This window comes from Pseudomonas sp. MM213 (assembly GCF_020423045.1).
Classification (GTDB): domain Bacteria; phylum Pseudomonadota; class Gammaproteobacteria; order Pseudomonadales; family Pseudomonadaceae; genus Aquipseudomonas; species Aquipseudomonas migulae.
This window is the reverse complement of sequence record NZ_CP081943.1, coordinates 6,226,395-6,245,048: the sequence shown is the minus strand read 5'-3', so window position 1 is coordinate 6,245,048 and position 18,654 is coordinate 6,226,395. Positions and strand designations below refer to the sequence as shown.

Below are 18,654 nucleotides of genomic sequence, written 5' to 3'. Positions count from 1 at the left end.
GTTTCCGCGTCAGGCAAACGCGCAGGCGCTGCCGGTTTGATCCCGGCGCACAGCGCAGGACCTGTAGGAACTATCAACGGGAAAGGCAGGAATCCGGTGGGCGCGCGTGACGGCAATGCCACAACGCCCAGAAGGCGAGTTCGGAAGGAAGTGCGACTGGACAATCGTCCATAAAGAAGACCGCAGTAGACAGATGAGCAGCAGCGTCACATGGCTGGTTAAGTCGTTAAATCGGGATTTGAAGAACTTTGGTTGTGGGTTGGCTAAACAATCAACCAGCCACCCTATACCCAATGTGGCTGCCGCCACACAAACCATTGTAGGAGCGAGCCTGCTCGCGATGACGGAGAGTCAGGCAACATAAATATTGAATGAAAAATTGCTATCGCCGGCAAGCCGGTCTCGCTCCTACAGGGTTCTGTGTTGCGGCAGAGGTATTTGATTTTTAAATACCGCGACGGACTTTCTGATTTGCGGCTTCCAGGCCGCTCGCGCCTAATCGGGCCCTGTCATTCAAGGTCCAATCGATGGAAAACGTCCGCGCCACTTCTCGCCCTGCCTTCTGGTTGATGGTCAGCATCATGCTCGTCGCCCTGAACCTGCGCCCGTCCATGGCCGCGGTCGGCCCTTTGCTCTCGGCGATTCGCGGCGACATCCCGCTGAGTTTCAGCCTGGCGTCGCTGCTGACCATGCTGCCGGTGATGGCCATGGGACTGGCGATGTTCTTCGGCCTCAGCGTCAGCCAATGGCTTGGCGAACAGCGCACGGTGGTGGTGTCGTTGCTGGTCATCGGCCTGGCGACGGTGTCGCGCCTGTTCCTCGACTCCGCGGCCGAACTGATCCTCAGCGCCGTTCTGGCAGGTGTCGGTATCGCGCTGATTCAGGCGTTGATGCCGACGCTGATCAAGTCGCGTTTCAGCGACAACGTTTCCGTGTGCATGGGCCTCTACGTCACATCGATCATGGGTGGCGCCGCCCTCGCCGCGTCCTTCGCGCCGCTGGTGATGATGCGCACCGGCAGTTGGCGGGGAGGCCTGGCGATCTGGTCGATCCTGGCGTTGGTGGCGCTACTCTTCTGGCTCGGCCAACGTGCGGCGATGCCGGCACTGCCCGCTCATGAGCAACGAAACAGGTCGTTCTTCGCCAATTCCCGCGCCTGGTTACTCGCCATCTTCTTTGGTCTGGGCACAGCGTCCTACACCTGTGTGCTGGCCTGGCTGGCGCCGTACTACATGGAAAAAGGCTGGAGCGAACAAAACGCCGGTTTGTTGTCAGGTTTCCTCACGGCCATGGAAGTACTGTCCGGCCTGGTGACGCCTGCGATCGCCAACAGCAGCCGTGACCGTCGCCTGGTGCTGGTGGTGTTGCTGGCGCTGATCATGGCCGGTTTCTGTGGGCTGATAGTGAGCCCGCAACACCTGAGTCTGTTGTGGCCGTGCCTGCTGGGGCTGGGCATCGGCGGACTGTTCCCGATGAGCCTGATCGTGTCGCTGGATCATCTGGACAACCCGCAACGTGCAGGCGGGCTGACGGCTTTCGTCCAAGGCATCGGCTACCTGATCGCCGGCCTCTCGCCGCTGATTGCCGGGATCATCCGCGATCAACTCGGCAGTTTCGAATGGGCCTGGTGGTCACTCACCGGCGTCATGGCGCTGATGATGTTGATGGTCCTGCGCTTCAACCCGCGGCACTACGCCCGCCACATTTACTGACCCGGAAACGCCCTCATGAAACACACCGGTTTCGCCGCCGCCCACGTCGGCATGCTGCTCTGGGCACTGTTGATCGCTGCTTCGTTTTCCGCAGCGGCGCAGGTCAGTCAGGCCATTGATCCGGTCCTGCTGACCGGCTTGCGCCTGCTGTTTTGCGCCCTGGTGTTTTTGCCGCTGCTGCTGATCAAGGGCGACACCGCCATGAATCGACGCGGGTTATTCGGCCATGCCGTCCTCGGCCTGCTGCTGGCGGTTTATTTTGGCTCGCTGTTCGAAGCGTTGCGCTACACCAGCGCGGTAAACACCGGCACGATGTTCACGCTGGTGCCGTTGCTGACCCTGCTTTTCGAAGCCGTGTTGATGCCGGACAGCAGCCTGAAACAACGGGTATTGCCGATGTTGATTGCGGCCGCCGGGGCCGTGATGCTGGTGCTGAAAGGCACTGGGCCCGGCGAGTTGCCGTCGTTCTATGCGGTGTCGGTGTATGGGCTCGGTTGCCTAGCGATGGCGCTCTATTCGCCTCTGAGTCAGCGGCTGAAAACCAGCAGCCTCAAGGGTCGTGGCCCGGTGGGCATGACTTTCTGGAACATGCTGTTCGGTGCGTTGTTCCTGCTGGTGTTCTGTGGGGTCAGTGGAGGCTGGCGATCGGCATCGTTGCTGACCCTGAACGATTTTTACTGGCTGATTTACCTGGCGTTGTTCGCCACCCTGGCGACCTTCTGGTTGCTGCACCGGGCCATCGGTGTCATCGCCCCCTCATCGGTCATTTCGTACATTTACCTGAGCACGTTGTTCATCACGCTGTTTCATTGGTTCTGGTGGCGTCAATCGCCGATGCCGCTGGAAATCGTCGGTGCGGTACTCGTAGGCATCGGCATGCTGACGTTATTGATGTCCAGTCGTCGCACTGTGCATTTGGCACTGCCTCACAACTAAAAGGGAAACTTCCCACAAGGCATTCTCCTGGGACCATCGTTCCGCTAGGATCATTCGCACGAGTTTGCGCTCAGTCAGCGCAAGGATCACAGCGAGATGGAATGGATGCTGAACAGTAACTTGCTTAGAAAACTCGACATGCAGGACCTCATGGTGTTTATCGCCGTGTATGAACAAAGCAGCGTCACCGGAGTGTCCGAAACACTCTGCGTCAGTCAGTCCACCGTCAGTTACTGCCTGAAAAAGCTACGCAGCGGATTCGAAGACGAATTGTTCATCAACACCCGCGCGGGGATGCGCCCTACTTACAAAGCCAGCACCATGTACACCCACGTGCTGAAAATCCTCGACAGCATCAACCTCTGTCACGCAGGGGCGCAGGCGTTCGACCCGACCCTGCAACCGGTCACCTTCAACATCTGCGCACCGGAATACTTCGAGCAGTTAATCCTGCCGCGTTTATTGAAAAGCTTTGATTTCGCCGACTTACCGGTGATGGTCAACATGCACAAGTTCGAAACCGACATCCCGGCCGAAGAACTGCGCGACGGCAGTCTCGACCTGGTGATTTGCTTCGGCCCGAATTTTCATCGCAGTCACACCGACTTCAAATCCCGCATGCTGCTGGAGGACGATCTGGTCTGCGTCTTCGATAAACGCGCCACGCCGCTGGAGCCGCGTTTAAGTCTGCAAGCCTTCACCGAACGCCGGCACGTGTTTCCTACACCCTGGACATCGACCACCAACATGGTCGACGGCTGGCTGGCGCAGCAAGCGCAAAAACGGCAAATCGTCGCACGCTCCAACAGCTACAGCGCAGCGCTGAAAATGATCACAGGCACCGACTTCATCGTTACCCTGCCCCGACGCATCCAGCATTTACTGGCCAGCGAGGTGATTTTCAATCACTGCGAAGCGCCCAACGGCTTGCCGGGTTTCACCCTCGACATGCAATGGAGTCAAGGCGCCGATCAGGACAGCGCCAATACCTGGCTGCGTGAACAAGTGGTCAAGGCCTGCACTGAACAGGCCACGGCCTGAGACTCAGTTGTTGATGGCGACTTTGCTGTAGGACTCCCGATCGATGTCGAGGATTTCTACAGCCAACTGCACTTCAACCCCCGCCGGCCATTCACACAAATCCTGCACCACCGCCAGCAGGCTTTCGGATAACTGCTTTTTGATCTGCGGCGAGCGGCCACTCAACAACGCCAGTTTCACGTGCACAAATGCCCGCTCAGCCAATGCAGTACCGACCTTGAAGGTTTCGACCTTCACGGCTCGGCTTTTGATGTCGTATTCGGCAGCAAACTGACCGGAAGCCACCAGCGTATTGTTGAGCCGGATCAACGCCACGTCGGCGTTCACATCAGGCAGGTTGGCGGTGTATTCCATGTGCAGGTGGGGCATGACGTGGCTCCTGAAAGTAGGCGGAAAGGTCGTACATATAACACAGAGTGGTCCTGCTCACCGGGACGGCGGCGACGCTAAGCGCTCACTCATGAACGCCTCCAGTCGCGAGCGCAACCAGCGCTCGGCGGGGTCGGTGTCGACGTGGCTGAGCCAGACCATCGACAGGTCAAGCGTCGGTGTCTTGAACGGAAAAGGCTCCATGAACAACTGACCGGATGCCGCCATCGCCTCGGCGGTGTAATCCGGCAGGCTGGCGATCAGATCGGTTCCGGCGAGCAAGGCTGGCAAGGAACTGTATTGCGGCACGGATAACACTACGTGGCGTGTACGCCCGATCTCCGCCAGCCACTCGTCAGCGTAACCACTGATGTTGGCGGTGTGAGACACCAGCACGTGCGGGCGCGAGCAATATTCATCGAGGGTCAGTGGCGTGTCGGACGCATCGGCGCGCAGGATCCTGGGCTGGATGTGCCGCAACAATTTGCGCTTGGCATTGGCCGGCAGACCCCGGGTCTGGCTGATACCCACCGTGATGTCGCCGGATGCCAGCAAATCGGGAATTCGCCAGTAATCGACATGCTGCACCACAAACACCACCTTCGGTGCTTCCTGACGCAAGGCACGCAGCAACGGCGGCAACAGGCCGAACTCGACATCGTCCGACAGCCCGATCCGAAAGGTCATGGTGCTGACGGTCGGGTCGAAATCATGGGTCAGGCTTAACGCCACCGACAACGAGTCCAGCGCCGGCGACAAATACTGAATCAGCTCCTCGGCCCGGGCGGTCGGCTCCATTCGATGGCCAACCCGAATGAACAGCGGGTCGTTGAACATCGTGCGCAGGCGGTTGAGCGCCGAACTGATGGTTGGCTGCCCGAGAAACAACTTCTCCGCCACACGGGTAACGTTGCGTTCGAGCATCAAGGTTTCGAACACCACCATCAGGTTGATATCCGCCTTGCGTAGTTCGTTGCGATTCATCCACTGCCCCCAATCCCCAAATCTGCTGACAGTTTAGGTAGCTGTCGCAACGGGCGTCTATGCGACTCAAGCAGTTTGCATTTGATCGGGCTGCAAGGCTGCTTGAAACGAAGCTGCCCTGATTGAGCAGCTTCACCACTTGAGGCCTAGATTTCCTTCACCGGAGTCTGATCCTGAGTGCCCTTGATCAGGCTGATGGCATGCACGCAATCCGCCTTGTTGACGTAAGCCTCCCCGCTGGCAATCGTTTCATTGTTCCCCGCCCGTAAACGCCACCGCCATTGACCTTTGCCGGTGTGCGGGGTGCCACGGGTTTGCCTGTAAATCTCAAAGTACATTGATCGCTCCTTGCGATTGCTGATAACGGCAGGTCAGTGACCTGCGAAACCAGAGTAGATGAGGATTTTGGGCGGCGAGGCTTTGCAATGTCAGGGGATATTTCGAGGGAAAACTCTTTACTCTCGGGGCGGCCAACACTCACGGGGGACAGGCATTCGAGCTACTTGCGTGAGTAACCTTTCCGCTGAATATGCTTATTTTTCTTACGCCAGAACGCTGATCGCTCCTACGAAAAAAGCTTGCGAAAATACGACAGGTGGAGCGCCGCCACCTGTGGACCAAGGGTACGTATAGAAAAACGGAACACTCCCCCCACACTGCCGGCTTCGATACGCCGCCCTTCTACCGCAATGAATGACAGCCCCCACTCCCAGGGCAGCCAACAATCCTACAATTAATCAACACAGGGTCGCGCGAAAGGGGGAACGCTCGCTACAATAGCGACCATTTTTTGGACGCGACTTCAGTCAGATCAAGGGTGTGTAATGAATATTTATGGAATTGTCGGTGCTGGCGGATTTGGCCGGGAAGTAGCCCCCCTCGCTACCGAGTTACTTAGCACGATCAGTAAGGAGCAATTCAAGTTAATCTTTGTCGATGACACGCCTAAAGAAACCTCGATAAATGGATACGAGGTAGTAGATACCGCTTCCTTCCTGAAACTGGACGGGAACAAGTATTTCAACATTACGATTGCCAATAGCAAAGTAAGACAATTGATTGCAGAGAAATTAATCGCAGCAGGAATAAAACCATTCTCGATATCTGCGAGCAACTCGATAAAACTCAGCAACAACAGTATCGGCCCGGGCTCCATTTTCTGTCCGTTCACAATGGTTACTTCCAATGCGAAAATTGGCAAGTTCTTCCACGCGAACATTTATTCTTACGTCGCGCACGATTGTATCATTGGCGATTACGTAACGTTTGCGCCAAACGTGCACTGTAACGGCGGCGTAATCATTGAAGATCATGCCTACATCGGAACGGGCGCCCTGATTAAACAGGGCACGCCAGAAAGGCCAATCATCATCGGTGAGGGTGCCATTGTAGGTATGGGCGCAGTCGTCACCAAAAGTGTTCCTCCCTTTACTACGGTTTTTGGAAATCCTGCAAAGGCATTGAGACCTGCACCGTCCAACACATAAAACCATCAACTAAATCATGTGGTGCCGAATTGAGTACTCTTAGCAAGCCAAACACTGTTGCTGTTATCGGAACAGGAACCATGGGCAGAGGTATAATTCAAATCCTCGCGCAATCCGAGCACGTATCAACCGTCTACTGGAAGGGACGCGATGAACGTGGCTCAACTGAAGCCTACACGAGCTTAAAAACTCAATGGGACAGGCTCGTTGCAAAAAAGCGGCTTGCCCAGGAAAGCGCAGAGGCTTACGCGAGTAAAATTATATGCTGCAGTGAATACTCAGAACTTTCTGCCTCTGACTGCATTATCGAGGCAGTTGCAGAAAACATGAGCGCGAAGCGAGAGATATTCCAGCACCTCGTTCGAATTGCAAAGCCTGAAGCCATCCTCGCATCCAACACGTCCTCCCTGTCCATCACCGAGCTTTCGAGCATCGCCTCAAATCCAGGACAGGTAATAGGCCTACACTTTTTCAACCCGGCACCGGTCATGCGACTTGTTGAAGTAGTGGTCGGGATAGCCACGTCTCAACAGACTATTGATTGGGCGCTGGATTTTGCAAAAAAACTCGGTAAAGACCCGGTAGTGGTGAATGAAGCGCCAGGCTTCATCGTCAATCGGATGCTGATTCCGATGATCAATGAAGCTATCGGAATACTGGCGGAGGGCGTGGCCAGTGCCGAGGAGATCGACAAGGCAATGCGCTTCGGCGCAAACCACCCAATAGGCCCGCTGGCTCTGGCGGACCTCATTGGCAATGACGTCAACCTTTCAATTATGGAAACACTCCACAATGAAACTGGCGACCCCAAGTATCGAGCACATCCCCTCCTGAGAAAAATGGTTCGAGGGAACAGACTAGGAAGAAAAACCGGTTCCGGTTTTTTCGATTACTAGAGCGAACATCAGGGCGGCGCGTAGTTGCCGCCTCTTCCCACAAAAGCTCCAGGCACATCACCCATCCAACAATGGCTGACATGGCAAGTTTTCCACTCCGGTACTGCCATTCGCTTTACCTGCTTGCACTTGGCGTGACCGAACTCTGAAACAGCCTTGGTGGCGCGCGCAGCCTCCCCCCAACCCCTCCACCATCCCGTCCAGCGTTGTCCTGCTGCAGCCATGGCAACAGCCGCCATACCTCTTACCAACAACAACCTCCGCCACCGATCAGCTTTCACACCGATGCATTCATACGAACACCTGTGCAACGCGACCACACTGTGCCAAATGCAGCGCCTGGGGAACGAGCCAACGTCGCTGAGTCAGAGAACGTGGACACCACAAATTTGAAGCATGGCGCCGGGTGGACTAGAACGAGGCATGGAGCATGACTTATGCCCCTGGGAACGCCCTGAACAATGGGACAGAAACGAAAAAGCCCCTGAAATGTTTAACCATTTCAGGGGCTTAGTCGTATTCAATAATGGCGGAGAGATAGGGATTCGAACCCTAGGTACCGGTGAAGGTACAACGGATTTCGAATCCGTCCCATTCGGCCACTCTGGCATCTCTCCAACGGCGCGCATCATAACAACACTTTTGCCGGAAGCGAACCCCCAAAGCGAAATTTTTTCCGTGCTATCAGATGCTTGCGTCGATTAAAGCGGTACGCCCAGACGATTGGCGACTTCTTCGTAGGCTTCGATGACGTCACCGAGGCCCTGACGGAAGCGGTCCTTGTCCATTTTCTTGCCGGTGGCCTTGTCCCACAGACGGCAGCCGTCCGGGCTGAATTCGTCGCCCAGGACGATGGAGCCGTCGGAGAACACGCCGAATTCGAGTTTGAAGTCGACCAGCAGCAGGCCGGCGTCGTCGAACAGTTTGCTCAGGACTTCGTTGACCTTGAGCGACAGTTCTTTCATGCGAACCAGTTGCTCGGCGGTGCCCCAACCGAACGCCACGACGTGGGATTCGTTGATGAACGGGTCGCCCTTGGCGTCGTCCTTCAGGAACAGTTCGAAGGTGTAAGGGTTGAGCTTCATGCCCTCTTCGACGCCCAGGCGCTTGACCAGGCTACCGGCGGCGTAGTTACGCACGACGCACTCGACCGGGATCATGTCGAGTTTTTTCACCAGGCATTCGTTGTCGCCCAGCAGTTTGTCGAATTGAGTCGGCACGCCGGCTGCTTCGAGTTTCTGCATGATGAAGGCGTTGAACTTGTTGTTCACCATGCCTTTGCGGTCGAGCTGCTCGATGCGCTTGCCGTCGAACGCCGAGGTGTCGTTGCGAAACAGCAGGATCAAGCGGTCAGCGTCATCGGTCTTGAAAACCGATTTGGCTTTGCCGCGGTAGAGTTCTTCACGTTTTTCCATGATGGGCTCCGCTTGCTAAGTAGGTGGGCTAGGCGATGTGTCGCCAGTCGAGCCCTGAATCTTGATCGGCCAGTTGCAGCCAGTCCGGGTCGCACCCGAGGGTGTCGACAAAACATTGCCGGGCCAGCTGCGGCAGGTTGTTCTTGCTGCTCAGATGGGCCAGGACCAGGTGTTGCAGGCCTTGCCAGCCCAACTCGGACACCAGGAATGCCGCCTGGTGGTTGTTCAAATGTCCCAGTTCACCACCCACCCGCTGCTTGAGAAAGTACGGGTAGTGACCGCGAGCCAGCATGTCACGGCAATGGTTGGCCTCGATCATCAACGCATCGAGGTCACGATAGCCGTCCAGCACCTTGTTGCAGTACGAGCCCAGGTCGGTCAACAGGCCGAAGCGCCGCTCACCGTCACTGAACACATATTGCGTCGGCTCCTGTGCATCGTGGGCCACGGCAATGACGCCGATGCTCAGTGCGCCGATCTGCAGTTGCTCGCCGCCAGCCAGAAGGCCAGCCGGTTCAATCGGTTTGCGCATCCCGCGCAGGGTGCCGCGACTGAGGTAGACAGGCAGATTGTAGCGCCGAGACAGCAAACCCACGCCATGCACGTGGTCGGCATGTTCGTGGGTCACGAGTATCGCGCTCAACTGCGCCGGGTTCACACCCAGGCGCAGCAAGCGTTTTTCGGTTTCCCGCAAGGAGAAACCACAATCCACCAGCACATACGTATCAGCGCTGGCTATCAGCGTGCCGTTCCCTTGGCTACCGCTGCCGAGAACGGCAAAACGCATGTGATCAGCCCAGGTTGTCCTGAATCACGCTCAACACTTTGCGCGCCACGTCAGCCGGCGCCACGGTGTTGATGTTTTTCTCGACGGTGACCTGAACGGTATCGCCTACCTTGCTCAGGCGAACCTGATAACGCTCGGCACGGGCTTCAACTTCTTCCTTGTCCGGCTTGCTGCCGAACAAACCGCTGAGGAAACCAGGCTTCTCGTCTTTCTTCTCGGCTTTTTCGGCCAGGTTGATGTAGTACAGGCCCAGGCTGCGGTTGATGTCTTCAACGCGCCATTCGCCCTGCTCCAGCGCACGACCGACGCTCGACCAGGCACGATCCAGGTCGGTGCCGACGTTCAGAACCGGGTTGCCGCTGCCGTCTTCGCTCAGGCTGACACGGCTTGGCGCATCAAAATCACGCGAGGCCAGCATGGAGACCGAACCGCCCTTCTCCGACGTGCGGCTCATGCTTGCCAGCATGTCGTCGACCAGCGCTGCGTCCAGGCCCGTGTTGACCGAACGGTTGGTGAAGGCCACATCGGCGGTGCTGCCGGCAGGACGCTCGGCGCTGACCACATAGACTTCACTGGTGTTGCGCTGCACGCCTGGCTCGATACGGACCCGCACGCGGGTTTCGCTGTCGGCGCCGACACCGGCTGCGCTCAGGCGCTTGGCCATCGCTGCGGACAGTTCGTCGGAATGCTGCCAGGTGGTGGTGAACTCGCCGGTTTGCGGGCGCTGTTCATCCAGACGGAAACCGTTGTCCTGGAAGAACTGCACAGCCACTGGCCAGACTTCGGCTGGCGGGTTTTGGGCCAGGATCGACCTCGAATCACCGCTCTTCTGCAGCGAGTAGGCACTGGCATCGGCAGCAGCGGACAGCGGCTGCGGACGCGGCACGATGTATTCGCCCTTGACGGTGTCATCGGCCACGTTGCGCGGGATCGGCAGCAGCGGATCCAGACGCTTGGCAGTGCTGACGTCCGTTGGCAATTGCATAGGTGCAGTCTGTTGCGCTTCCAGGTAATCGCTACCACGGTCACGGAAATAACCTTCCGGGCCCCAGACCCATCCACAGCCACTGGTGCTGGAGATAATCAAGGCAAGTGCGGAAAGTCCGGCCAATCGCTTCATGCGTAGTGCTTCCTCAATTAAACCAGTACGCCGGACTGGCGCATGGCCTGCCGCAGCGGTTCGTGACAGGCAGCGCTGAGCCAGGTGAGCGGCAGACGGATACCGTCCGGCATCAAGCCCATTTCATGCAGCGCCCATTTCACGGGGATAGGGTTGGATTCGATAAACAGGGTTTTATTGAGCGGCATCAGCTTTTCGTGAATCGCGCGGGCCGTGACGGCATCGCCTTTCAGAGCAGCGTTGCACAGGTCGGCCATGTCGCGCGGGGCAACGTTGGCGGTCACCGAAATGTTGCCTTTGCCGCCGAGCAGGATCAGCTCGACCGCTGTCGCGTCGTCGCCGGAAAGCACCACGAAGTCTTCGCTCACGCCGTCGATGATCGCTTTGGCACGGGCCAGGTCGCCGGTGGCTTCCTTGATACCGATGATGTTTTTCACGGTCGACAGGCGGATCACGGTTTCGGTCAGCATGTCACACGCCGTACGGCCCGGTACGTTGTACAGGATTTGCGGAATGTCGACGGCTTCGGCGATGGCCTTGAAGTGCTGGTACAAGCCTTCCTGGGTCGGCTTGTTGTAGTACGGCGTCACCAGCAGGCAAGCATCGGCGCCGGCGGTCTTTGCATTGGTGGTCAGCTCGATGGCTTCGCGGGTCGAGTTGGCGCCGGTACCGGCGATCACCGGAATGCGCCCTGCAACCTGCTTGACCACGTAACGAATCACTTCGATGTGTTCGTTCACGTCTAGCGTGGCCGATTCACCTGTCGTGCCGACCGCCACGATGGCGTGGGTGCCGTTTTGCAGGTGAAAGTCCACCAGTTTGCTCAGGCTGTCCCAGTCGAGACGACCCTGTGCATCCATGGGTGTGACCAGTGCCACCATACTGCCCGCAATCATGCAACCGCTCCTGCCGGAAAAAGAGAGCCGTAATGGTACTGGCGCCAAGATGCTTGTACAAGCGAAGTACTGCGCTGCTGCCATTCCCCTTGGCGCTGCTTTTCGCTACCCTTCAGACTTTGATCGGTACTGACAAGCTCGTACGCCGGGTTTCAGCCTCCATTTTCGGCATCACAAGCCCCGATCCAGCGTTGCCACCCCTCGCTCTTGCCTTGATGGAGCACGTTGCAACCTTCCGGCTCGGGTTTTCTGAATTCGCATCCGCAGGCTCGCCCCCGGCAATAAAAGCCCGTAGAAGTATCGACCGCTCATCGCTTTAGGAATGCTGCATGTCCACCCCCACAGTTCGCGAACAATTCCTTGTCATCAGTGCCCTCGGCGCCAACCCCATGGAGCTGACTAACGTCCTGTGCCGCGCCAGCCATGAAAACCGCTGCGCCGTGGTCACCTCTCGCCTGACCCGTCATGGCGAGTGCAGTGCGTTGATCCTCGAGATCTCCGGTAGCTGGGACGCCCTGGCGCGCCTGGAAGGCAGCCTGCCGAGCCTCGCCAAGAAGCACGCCTTCACGGTCAACGTGGTGCGCAGCGCAGCACTGGAGAACCGTCCCCAGGCCCTGCCGTACGTTGCCTATGTCAGCTCGGCTTACCGCTCGGACATCATCAACGAGCTGTGCCAGTTCTTCATGGACCATAACGTCGAGCTGGAAAACCTGACCTGCGACACCTATCAGGCACCGCAAACCGGCGGGACCATGCTCAACGCCACGTTCACCGTGACCTTGCCGGCTGGCGTGCAGATCAGCTGGTTGCGCGACCAGTTCCTGGATTTCGCCGACGCGCTGAACCTGGATGCCCTGATCGAACCGTGGCGCCCACAAAACCCAATGTAAGGAAGCTTTCATGGCCGTAGCCATCGACCAACCGGTTGCCGACTTCGAAGCACCCGCCACCAGCGGACAGACCGTCAGCCTCGCGAGCCTTAAAGGCAAGCAAGTGGTGATCTACTTCTATCCAAAGGACAGCACGCCGGGCTGCACGACCCAGGGCCAGGGCTTTCGCGATCAGCTCGATGCCTTTAAAGCGGCGAACACCGAAGTCTTCGGCGTGTCCCGCGACAGCCTGAAATCTCACGAGAACTTCAAGGCCAAGCAAGCGTTCACCTTCGAGCTGATCAGCGACAAGGAAGAGGCGCTGTGCCAGCTGTTTGATGTGATCAAGCTGAAGAAGCTTTATGGCAAGGAATACATGGGTGTTGATCGCAGCACGTTTTTGATCGACAAGAACGGTGTACTGCGTCAGGAATGGCGCGGCGTGAAGGTGCCGGGGCATGTGGATGCTGTTTTGGCTGCTGCACAGGCATTGAACAAAGCCTGATTTTGATGGCGCCTGTTCTGGCGCCTTCGCGGGCAAGCCTCGCTCCTACCGGGTTCTTGGGTGCGACTCAAAACCTGTAGGAGCGAGGCTTGCCCGCGAAAGGGGCCATCAAGCCTGAACGTTAAAGCAGAGGTGCCACAACAGGCTCCTTGCGCGGCCAAGCGTCGAGTACCGCCTTGAACAGCGTCGCCAGCGGAATCGCAAAAAACACCCCCCAGAATCCCCATAACCCGCCAAACAACAACACCGCGCAGATGATCGCCACCGGATGCAGGTTGACCGCTTCCGAGAACAGCAGCGGCACCAGCACATTGCCATCCAGCGTCTGAATAATTCCGTAGACCGCCATCAAATAGATGAACTGATCGCTCCAGCCCCACTGGAACAACGCAATCAGCAGCACCGGCACGGTCACCACCACGGCCCCGACATAGGGCACCACCACTGACACGCCTACCAGCAACGCCAACAGTGCCGCGTAGTTGAGCCCCAACACGACAAACGCGATGTAGGTCACGCCACCACAGATGAAAATCTCAATGACCTTGCCGCGAATGTAGTTGGCGATCTGCCGGTTCATTTCGTGGGCAACACGGGTGATCAGCGCGCGCTCACGAGGCAGATAACCGCGAACCCACTGGCCGATCATTTCCCGGTCCTTGAGAAAGAAGAACACCAGGATTGGCACCAGCACCAGGTAAATCATGATGTTGACCAGCAGCGGCAGGCTCGACAGCGAGAACGTCAGCGCCCATTGGCCGAACTTGCCGATCTCACCGCGTGCCGCCTCAATGGCCTGCAACACCTGCTCGTCGGACACCAGATGCGGATAGCGCTCGGGCAGCAGCAACAACAGTGATTGCCACTTGGCGAGCATGCCGGGCAACTCGTTGAACAAGGTGATCAACTGGTGCCAGAGCAACGGCACCACGACAATAATGAACACCAGCAAAACGCCCATGAACAAGGCAAAGACCGCTCCGACGGCCACCCCACCCGGCACCCGCAGGCGCTCAAGTGTCACCACCAATCCCTGCATCAGATACGCCAGCACCATCCCGGCGAGCACCGGCGCAAGCATGCCGCCAAGGGTGAGCACGGCGGTAAACGCCAGAAACAGCAGGACCGCCAGCACCACCGCTTCTTCATCGGAGAAATAGCGCTGAATCCAGTCGCGTAACACTTTGAACATCAATAATCCTTAGAAACGAACGCAGCAATTTTCAGGCTTTTTTCAGCCAATAGCGGTAAACACCCGCTTCATCTTCTTCGCGAAGCAGCGTATGACCGGCCAAACGGGCAAAGGTGCGGAAGTCGCGCTGCGAACCCGCATCGGTGGCGATCACCTTGAGTACCGCGCCGCTGGCCATCTTGTTGAGTTCCATCTTGGCCTTGAGCAGCGGCAACGGACAATTCAGGCCGCTGGCGTCCAGTTCGGCGTCATGGGCTACAGCGTCGGTCATTGCGTTACTCCGGTTCAGGTGGTCGAGCGGCTTAGAATATCTGGTCCGAAGCGTACTGTCCGGCTACAGTAAGGTCTTTGTCGACTAAGGCTTTGTGCATGACTTTTTTGCGCCCTACCCTGCTGACGCTCGCTTGCCTGCTCGCCTCACCGGGCTTCGCCGACGACCTGCCGTCACTCGGTGACGCCAGTTCTGCAATCGTCTCGCCACAACAGGAATATCAGCTGGGCCGCGCCTGGCTGGCGCTGCTGCGCAGTCAGGTTGACCAGCTCAATGACCCGCAACTCAAGGACTATGTCGAGTCCAGCGTCTACCGGTTGGTTGAGACCAGCCAGGTCAATGACCGGCGTCTGGAGTTCATCCTGATCAACAGCCCGCAGCTCAACGCCTTTGCGGCGCCGGGCGGGATTGTCGGGGTCAACGGTGGTTTGTTCCTTAATGCCCAGACCGAAGGCGAATATGCCTCGGTACTCGCTCACGAACTGGCTCACTTGTCGCAGCGCCACTTTGCCCGTGGCGTCGAAGCGCAACAACGCATGCAGGTGCCGATGATGGCCGCACTGCTGGCCGGGATCGTGATTGCCGCTGCCGGTGCCGGTGATGCCGGGATCGCGGCCATTGCGGGCACGCAGGCGGCAGCGATTCAGGAACAACGACGTTTCTCGCGCCAGAACGAGCAAGAGGCCGACCGCATCGGCATCCTCAACCTTGAAAAAGCCGGTTACGACCCACGCTCGATGCCAACTATGTTCGAGCGGTTGGCGCGCCAATACCGCTTCGACGCCAAGCCACCGGAGTTCCTGCTGACTCACCCGGTGACCGAATCGCGTATCGCCGACACCCGCAACCGCGCCGAGCAGGCCAAACCCGGCGGCATTGAAGACAGCATGCGTTATCAACTGATCCGTGCGCGAGTCCAGCTGATCTACGAAGAAACCCCAGGCCTGGGCGCCAAGCGCTTCCGCGCACAACTGGATGAAAACCCGAAAAACGACGTTGCGCGTTATGGCCTGGCGATCGCCCAGATAAAGGGCGGCCAACTGAACGAAGCACGGGAAAATCTCAAGTTGCTGCTGGCCAAGTCGCCAAACGAGATCATCTACAACCTGGCGCAGATCGATCTGGACATCACCAACAATCGCCTGCCGGACGCCCAAACCCGGGTGGACCGGATGCTGACTCAATATCCGGGCAACTATCCACTGAATCAGGTGCGCGTCGATTTGCTGCTCAAGCAAAACCGGGCGCCCGAAGCGGAAAAAGCGCTGGAGAACCTGCTCAAAAGCCGTCCCGATGATCCGGATGTCTGGTACATGGTGGCGGAAACCCGTGGCCTTTCAGGCAACATCATCGGCTTGCATCAGGCGCGCGCCGAGTACTTTGCGCTGGTTGGCGACTACCGTCAGGCCATTCAGCAACTGGACTTCGCCAAGCGCAAGGCCGGGACCAACTTCCCGTTGTCATCGCGTATCGACGCCCGCCAACGGGAGCTGATGGAGCAGGAGCGCATGATCAAGGACATGATGGGCTGACACTTTTCACCAGGCATAAAAAAACCGCCTCTTTCGAGGCGGTTTTTTATTCAGCCGACAACCGGTTTATTCAGCCAGTTTGAAGGTGATGAAGCTGGCGCGATTCTGACGCAGAACCCGCATCGACACCGAGCGGTTCTTCGGCAGCGCCTTGGCGATATCGGTGAACTCCTTGGCGGAACCAATCGCCTGATTGTTCAGGTGAGTGATGACGTCGCCTGGCTGCAAGCCGATCAGGGATGCAGGACCGTCCTGAACTTCCTTGATCACCACGCCACCTTTGAGGTCGTAGGTTTTCTTCTGCTCGTCAGTCAGCTCGACCACGGAAACACCCAGGCGATTGCTGCTGCGCTCGGTGGTCGATTTCGGCAGGGCATCCAGCTCTTTGCCCTCTTCAGGGATAGCGCCGACGGTCAGCTCGACATTCTGGCGCTTACCTTCACGAATCACTTCAAGGTTTGCCTTGGCGCCAGCCTTCAGCGCGCCGACCAGATGCGGCAGATCGGCAGACATGACGATCGGTTGACCGTTCATGCTCAGGATCACATCACCCACTTGCAGGCCACCCTTGGCCGCCGGACCGTCATCCTGGATCTGCGCCACCAGTGCACCGGCCGGTTTATCAAGACCGAACGACTCGGCCAGATCCTTGCTCACTTCCTGAATCACGACGCCCAACCATCCACGGCTGACCTTGCCGCCGCTTTTCAGCTGGTTGGAAACGTCCATGGCCACATCGATCGGGATTGCGAACGACACGCCCATGAAACCACCGGAACGGGTGTAGATCTGAGAGTTGATCCCCACCACTTCGCCCGCCAGGTTGAACAGCGGACCACCAGAGTTACCCGGGTTGATCGGCACGTCGGTCTGGATGAACGGCACATAGTTTTCGTTCGGCAGGCTGCGACCGATGGCACTGACGATGCCTTGGGTCACAGTGTGGTCGAAGCCGAATGGCGAGCCGATGGCCACGACCCACTGACCAGCCTTCAGGTCCTGGGATTTACCCAGTTTCAGGACCGGCAGATCCTTGCCTTCGATTTTCAGCAGCGCCACGTCGGAGCGTGGATCGGTGCCGACCAGTTTGGCTTTCAGCTCACTACGGTCAGCGAGACGGACGAGAATTTCGTCGGCATCGGCGATCACGTGGTTGTTGGTCAGGATGTAGCCGTCAGACGAGATGATGAAACCCGACCCCAACGACTGGGCTTCGCGCTGACGATCACCGCGCGGCGTACGCGGTTGTGGCGGCATGCCGCGCTCGAAGAACTCGCGCAACATCGGCGGCAAGCCTTCCAGGTCTGGCATCTGCTGGCTCGACACTTTGCGGTCCGGCAGTTTCTGCGTGGTACTGATGTTTACCACCGCGGGCGAGGCCTGCTCGACCAGCTGCGTGAAGTCAGGCAACTCGGCCGCTTGTACAGCGACCGCCTGACCGAGCACCAGCATGGTGGCAAATATGGAGAGGTAAGACTTCAAGCGTGGTATCGACATACGGCTCCCGTTACGACGAGCATGGTTAAGCGATATGGAGCAAGGAACACCGGGAACGATACGCCGGTATTTTTGTTCCGGGAACAACAAACAAGGCCAGAGCCGAGGGGCTCTGACCTATAAAAAATTTCGGGGATATTTGCAAATTGAAATGCTCACCAAACATTTCGGTTTCAGCTCACTACTGGGTTGCAGTGGCATCGGAGCGCATGGACAGCGCAATCCGTTCAGCGGTGCCTACCGGAATTTCACCGACGACGGTGACCATCATCTCGCCTTGAGGGGTGGTCAAGCGCCGGGATACAGCGACGGTTGGGCCCAACTGAGTGCGGGTATCGGTGACGGGGGCACCATTGAGCGGCTCAAGGAACACCGAAAAACGTGCGAGACCATCGTCATACATCAGGCTGCTGACCTGGGTTTTGGTCGCGGGATCCTTGCGTGAAGTGCTGCTGGTCAGCTCAAAGCCGGCAGGCAACCAGTCCGAATGCCAAGTCTGGGCAGCCTTGACTGCCGAAGCCTTGTCGCTGTCGAGGGTGATGGCTTTGCAATCCGGGCCTGCCTGCAAATCGTCGTCGGAAGGCAAATCGGAGGTATCCAGCTGCGTGAACTGGAACCGCTCCAGCAACTGCCCTTTCTCATTCAGAAGCAATGATTTGAGCGGCAGGCCGGTTTCTTTATCCAGATGCAATTCAAAACCGTAGCGATGTTGATCGCGAGGCGTCAGGGTAACGATGACTGCCGCACGTCCGGCCACACGCGACTTGCCGATGACGGCAAGGTCGTACCAATTCTTGAGCTTCTGTGGATCGAGTGTACGAGCAGCGGAATTGGGGGAATCCCCAAGCCCTGCAATCAGAAGACCGCTGACGCATTGAGTATGCCCATCAATGCGCACAACTTCCTGAGCCTGGCCGTCGAGCTGGAGTAAACGCTCATGGACCTTGCCATCCTGGACGCGGTGCCAGATGTTGTGGGTAGAAAAACTACCGTTTCGCTCGTAGACAAAAGTACCGTGAAAGCTTTGCTGCTGCTCGGCCTGACCAAGACGGGTCAACCAGTCTTGTGCCTCATCGGCATGGGCTGGAACAATGAACCAGCCACTAAGCAGAAGCGAAAGTAGAGGTATGGCGCGCATGATCCTC

At 57.9% G+C, this 18,654-nt stretch carries 19 protein-coding genes and 1 tRNA gene; 8 read left to right on the top strand and 12 right to left on the bottom strand.

Annotated features, from left to right (window positions below; genetic code table 11):
* The first annotated feature begins 527 nt into the window (after nt 1-527).
* From K5R88_RS28445 to K5R88_RS28435, 3 genes are all read left to right on the top strand, one after another.
* Nucleotides 528-1,712: a cyanate transporter gene (locus K5R88_RS28445; RefSeq protein WP_226298774.1), complete on the top strand. Its 1,185-nt coding sequence runs from the start codon at nt 528-530 to the stop codon at nt 1,710-1,712.
* Nucleotides 1,713-1,727: 15 nt separating this feature from the next.
* The gene (locus K5R88_RS28440) at nt 1,728-2,648 is read left to right on the top strand and encodes a DMT family transporter (protein ID WP_223449587.1); all 921 of its coding nucleotides are present in this window, start codon (nt 1,728-1,730) and stop codon (nt 2,646-2,648) included.
* 105 nt (nt 2,649-2,753) lie between these two features.
* Nucleotides 2,754-3,689: a LysR family transcriptional regulator gene (locus K5R88_RS28435; protein WP_226300294.1), complete on the top strand. Its 936-nt coding sequence runs from the start codon at nt 2,754-2,756 to the stop codon at nt 3,687-3,689.
* A 3-nt stretch (nt 3,690-3,692) separates the two neighbouring features.
* Here the strand turns inward: K5R88_RS28435 and K5R88_RS28430 are convergent, their stop codons facing one another.
* The 3 genes from K5R88_RS28430 to K5R88_RS28420 form a co-directional block, all read right to left on the bottom strand.
* On the bottom strand, nt 3,693-4,058 hold the full coding sequence (locus K5R88_RS28430) for a 5-carboxymethyl-2-hydroxymuconate Delta-isomerase (protein ID WP_226298773.1): 366 nt from the start codon (nt 4,056-4,058) through the stop codon (nt 3,693-3,695).
* Between the two features lie 57 nt (nt 4,059-4,115).
* Entirely contained in the window at nt 4,116-5,042 is a 927-nt protein-coding gene (locus tag K5R88_RS28425; protein ID WP_008034933.1) for a LysR family transcriptional regulator, read from the bottom strand.
* 146 nt (nt 5,043-5,188) lie between these two features.
* Nucleotides 5,189-5,380 (bottom strand): YegP family protein, encoded by a 192-nt coding sequence (locus K5R88_RS28420; RefSeq protein WP_008034931.1) that lies wholly within the window; start codon nt 5,378-5,380, stop codon nt 5,189-5,191.
* A gap of 486 nt (nt 5,381-5,866) precedes the next feature.
* Here K5R88_RS28420 and K5R88_RS28415 point away from each other — a divergent pair, with 486 nt between their 5' ends.
* The gene (locus K5R88_RS28415; protein ID WP_226298772.1) at nt 5,867-6,529 is read left to right on the top strand and encodes an acetyltransferase; all 663 of its coding nucleotides are present in this window, start codon (nt 5,867-5,869) and stop codon (nt 6,527-6,529) included.
* Nucleotides 6,530-6,558: 29 nt separating this feature from the next.
* Nucleotides 6,559-7,425 (top strand): 3-hydroxyacyl-CoA dehydrogenase family protein, encoded by an 867-nt coding sequence (locus tag K5R88_RS28410; protein ID WP_223449589.1) that lies wholly within the window; start codon nt 6,559-6,561, stop codon nt 7,423-7,425.
* 527 nt (nt 7,426-7,952) lie between these two features.
* On the opposite strand, the gene K5R88_RS28405 is transcribed toward K5R88_RS28410, so the two are convergent.
* The 5 genes from K5R88_RS28405 to dapA all read right to left on the bottom strand — a co-directional run bounded on the left by K5R88_RS28405 (nt 7,953) and on the right by dapA (nt 11,643).
* Nucleotides 7,953-8,042, bottom strand: a tRNA-Ser gene (locus K5R88_RS28405).
* 84 nt (nt 8,043-8,126) lie between these two features.
* A complete protein-coding gene (gene purC / locus K5R88_RS28400; protein ID WP_008034929.1) occupies nt 8,127-8,840 on the bottom strand; it encodes a phosphoribosylaminoimidazolesuccinocarboxamide synthase in 714 nt (237 codons plus the stop codon).
* Nucleotides 8,841-8,868: 28 nt separating this feature from the next.
* On the bottom strand, nt 8,869-9,627 hold the full coding sequence (locus K5R88_RS28395; RefSeq protein WP_008034928.1) for an MBL fold metallo-hydrolase: 759 nt from the start codon (nt 9,625-9,627) through the stop codon (nt 8,869-8,871).
* Between the two features lie 4 nt (nt 9,628-9,631).
* The gene (gene bamC / locus K5R88_RS28390) at nt 9,632-10,747 is read right to left on the bottom strand and encodes an outer membrane protein assembly factor BamC (protein ID WP_008034927.1); all 1,116 of its coding nucleotides are present in this window, start codon (nt 10,745-10,747) and stop codon (nt 9,632-9,634) included.
* 17 nt (nt 10,748-10,764) lie between these two features.
* Nucleotides 10,765-11,643, bottom strand: coding sequence for a 4-hydroxy-tetrahydrodipicolinate synthase (gene dapA / locus K5R88_RS28385; protein ID WP_008034926.1), 879 nt, complete (start codon nt 11,641-11,643; stop codon nt 10,765-10,767).
* Nucleotides 11,644-11,972: 329 nt separating this feature from the next.
* On the opposite strand from dapA, the gene K5R88_RS28380 reads away from it, so the two are divergent.
* Nucleotides 11,973-12,533, top strand: a complete 561-nt coding sequence (locus K5R88_RS28380; protein WP_008034925.1) for a glycine cleavage system protein R — start codon at nt 11,973-11,975, stop codon at nt 12,531-12,533.
* A gap of 10 nt (nt 12,534-12,543) precedes the next feature.
* On the top strand, nt 12,544-13,017 hold the full coding sequence (locus K5R88_RS28375; RefSeq protein WP_008034924.1) for a peroxiredoxin: 474 nt from the start codon (nt 12,544-12,546) through the stop codon (nt 13,015-13,017).
* A 121-nt stretch (nt 13,018-13,138) separates the two neighbouring features.
* On the opposite strand, the gene K5R88_RS28370 is transcribed toward K5R88_RS28375, so the two are convergent.
* Nucleotides 13,139-14,209 carry an AI-2E family transporter gene (locus tag K5R88_RS28370; RefSeq protein ID WP_008034923.1) on the bottom strand — a complete coding sequence of 357 codons (1,071 nt, stop codon included), beginning with the start codon at nt 14,207-14,209 and terminating at the stop codon, nt 13,139-13,141.
* Nucleotides 14,210-14,240: 31 nt separating this feature from the next.
* The gene (locus K5R88_RS28365) at nt 14,241-14,480 is read right to left on the bottom strand and encodes a sulfurtransferase TusA family protein (protein WP_008034921.1); all 240 of its coding nucleotides are present in this window, start codon (nt 14,478-14,480) and stop codon (nt 14,241-14,243) included.
* Between the two features lie 98 nt (nt 14,481-14,578).
* On the opposite strand from K5R88_RS28365, the gene K5R88_RS28360 reads away from it, so the two are divergent.
* On the top strand, nt 14,579-16,012 hold the full coding sequence (locus K5R88_RS28360) for a M48 family metalloprotease (protein WP_008034920.1): 1,434 nt from the start codon (nt 14,579-14,581) through the stop codon (nt 16,010-16,012).
* A 66-nt stretch (nt 16,013-16,078) separates the two neighbouring features.
* Here the strand turns inward: K5R88_RS28360 and K5R88_RS28355 are convergent, their stop codons facing one another.
* Both K5R88_RS28355 and K5R88_RS28350 read right to left on the bottom strand, forming a co-directional pair.
* Complete coding sequence (locus K5R88_RS28355; RefSeq protein ID WP_442963920.1) at nt 16,079-17,464, bottom strand: DegQ family serine endoprotease; 1,386 nt, start codon at nt 17,462-17,464, stop codon at nt 16,079-16,081.
* Nucleotides 17,465-17,690: 226 nt separating this feature from the next.
* Entirely contained in the window at nt 17,691-18,647 is a 957-nt protein-coding gene (locus K5R88_RS28350; protein WP_008036016.1) for a MucB/RseB C-terminal domain-containing protein, read from the bottom strand.
* Nucleotides 18,648-18,654 lie beyond the last annotated feature (7 nt).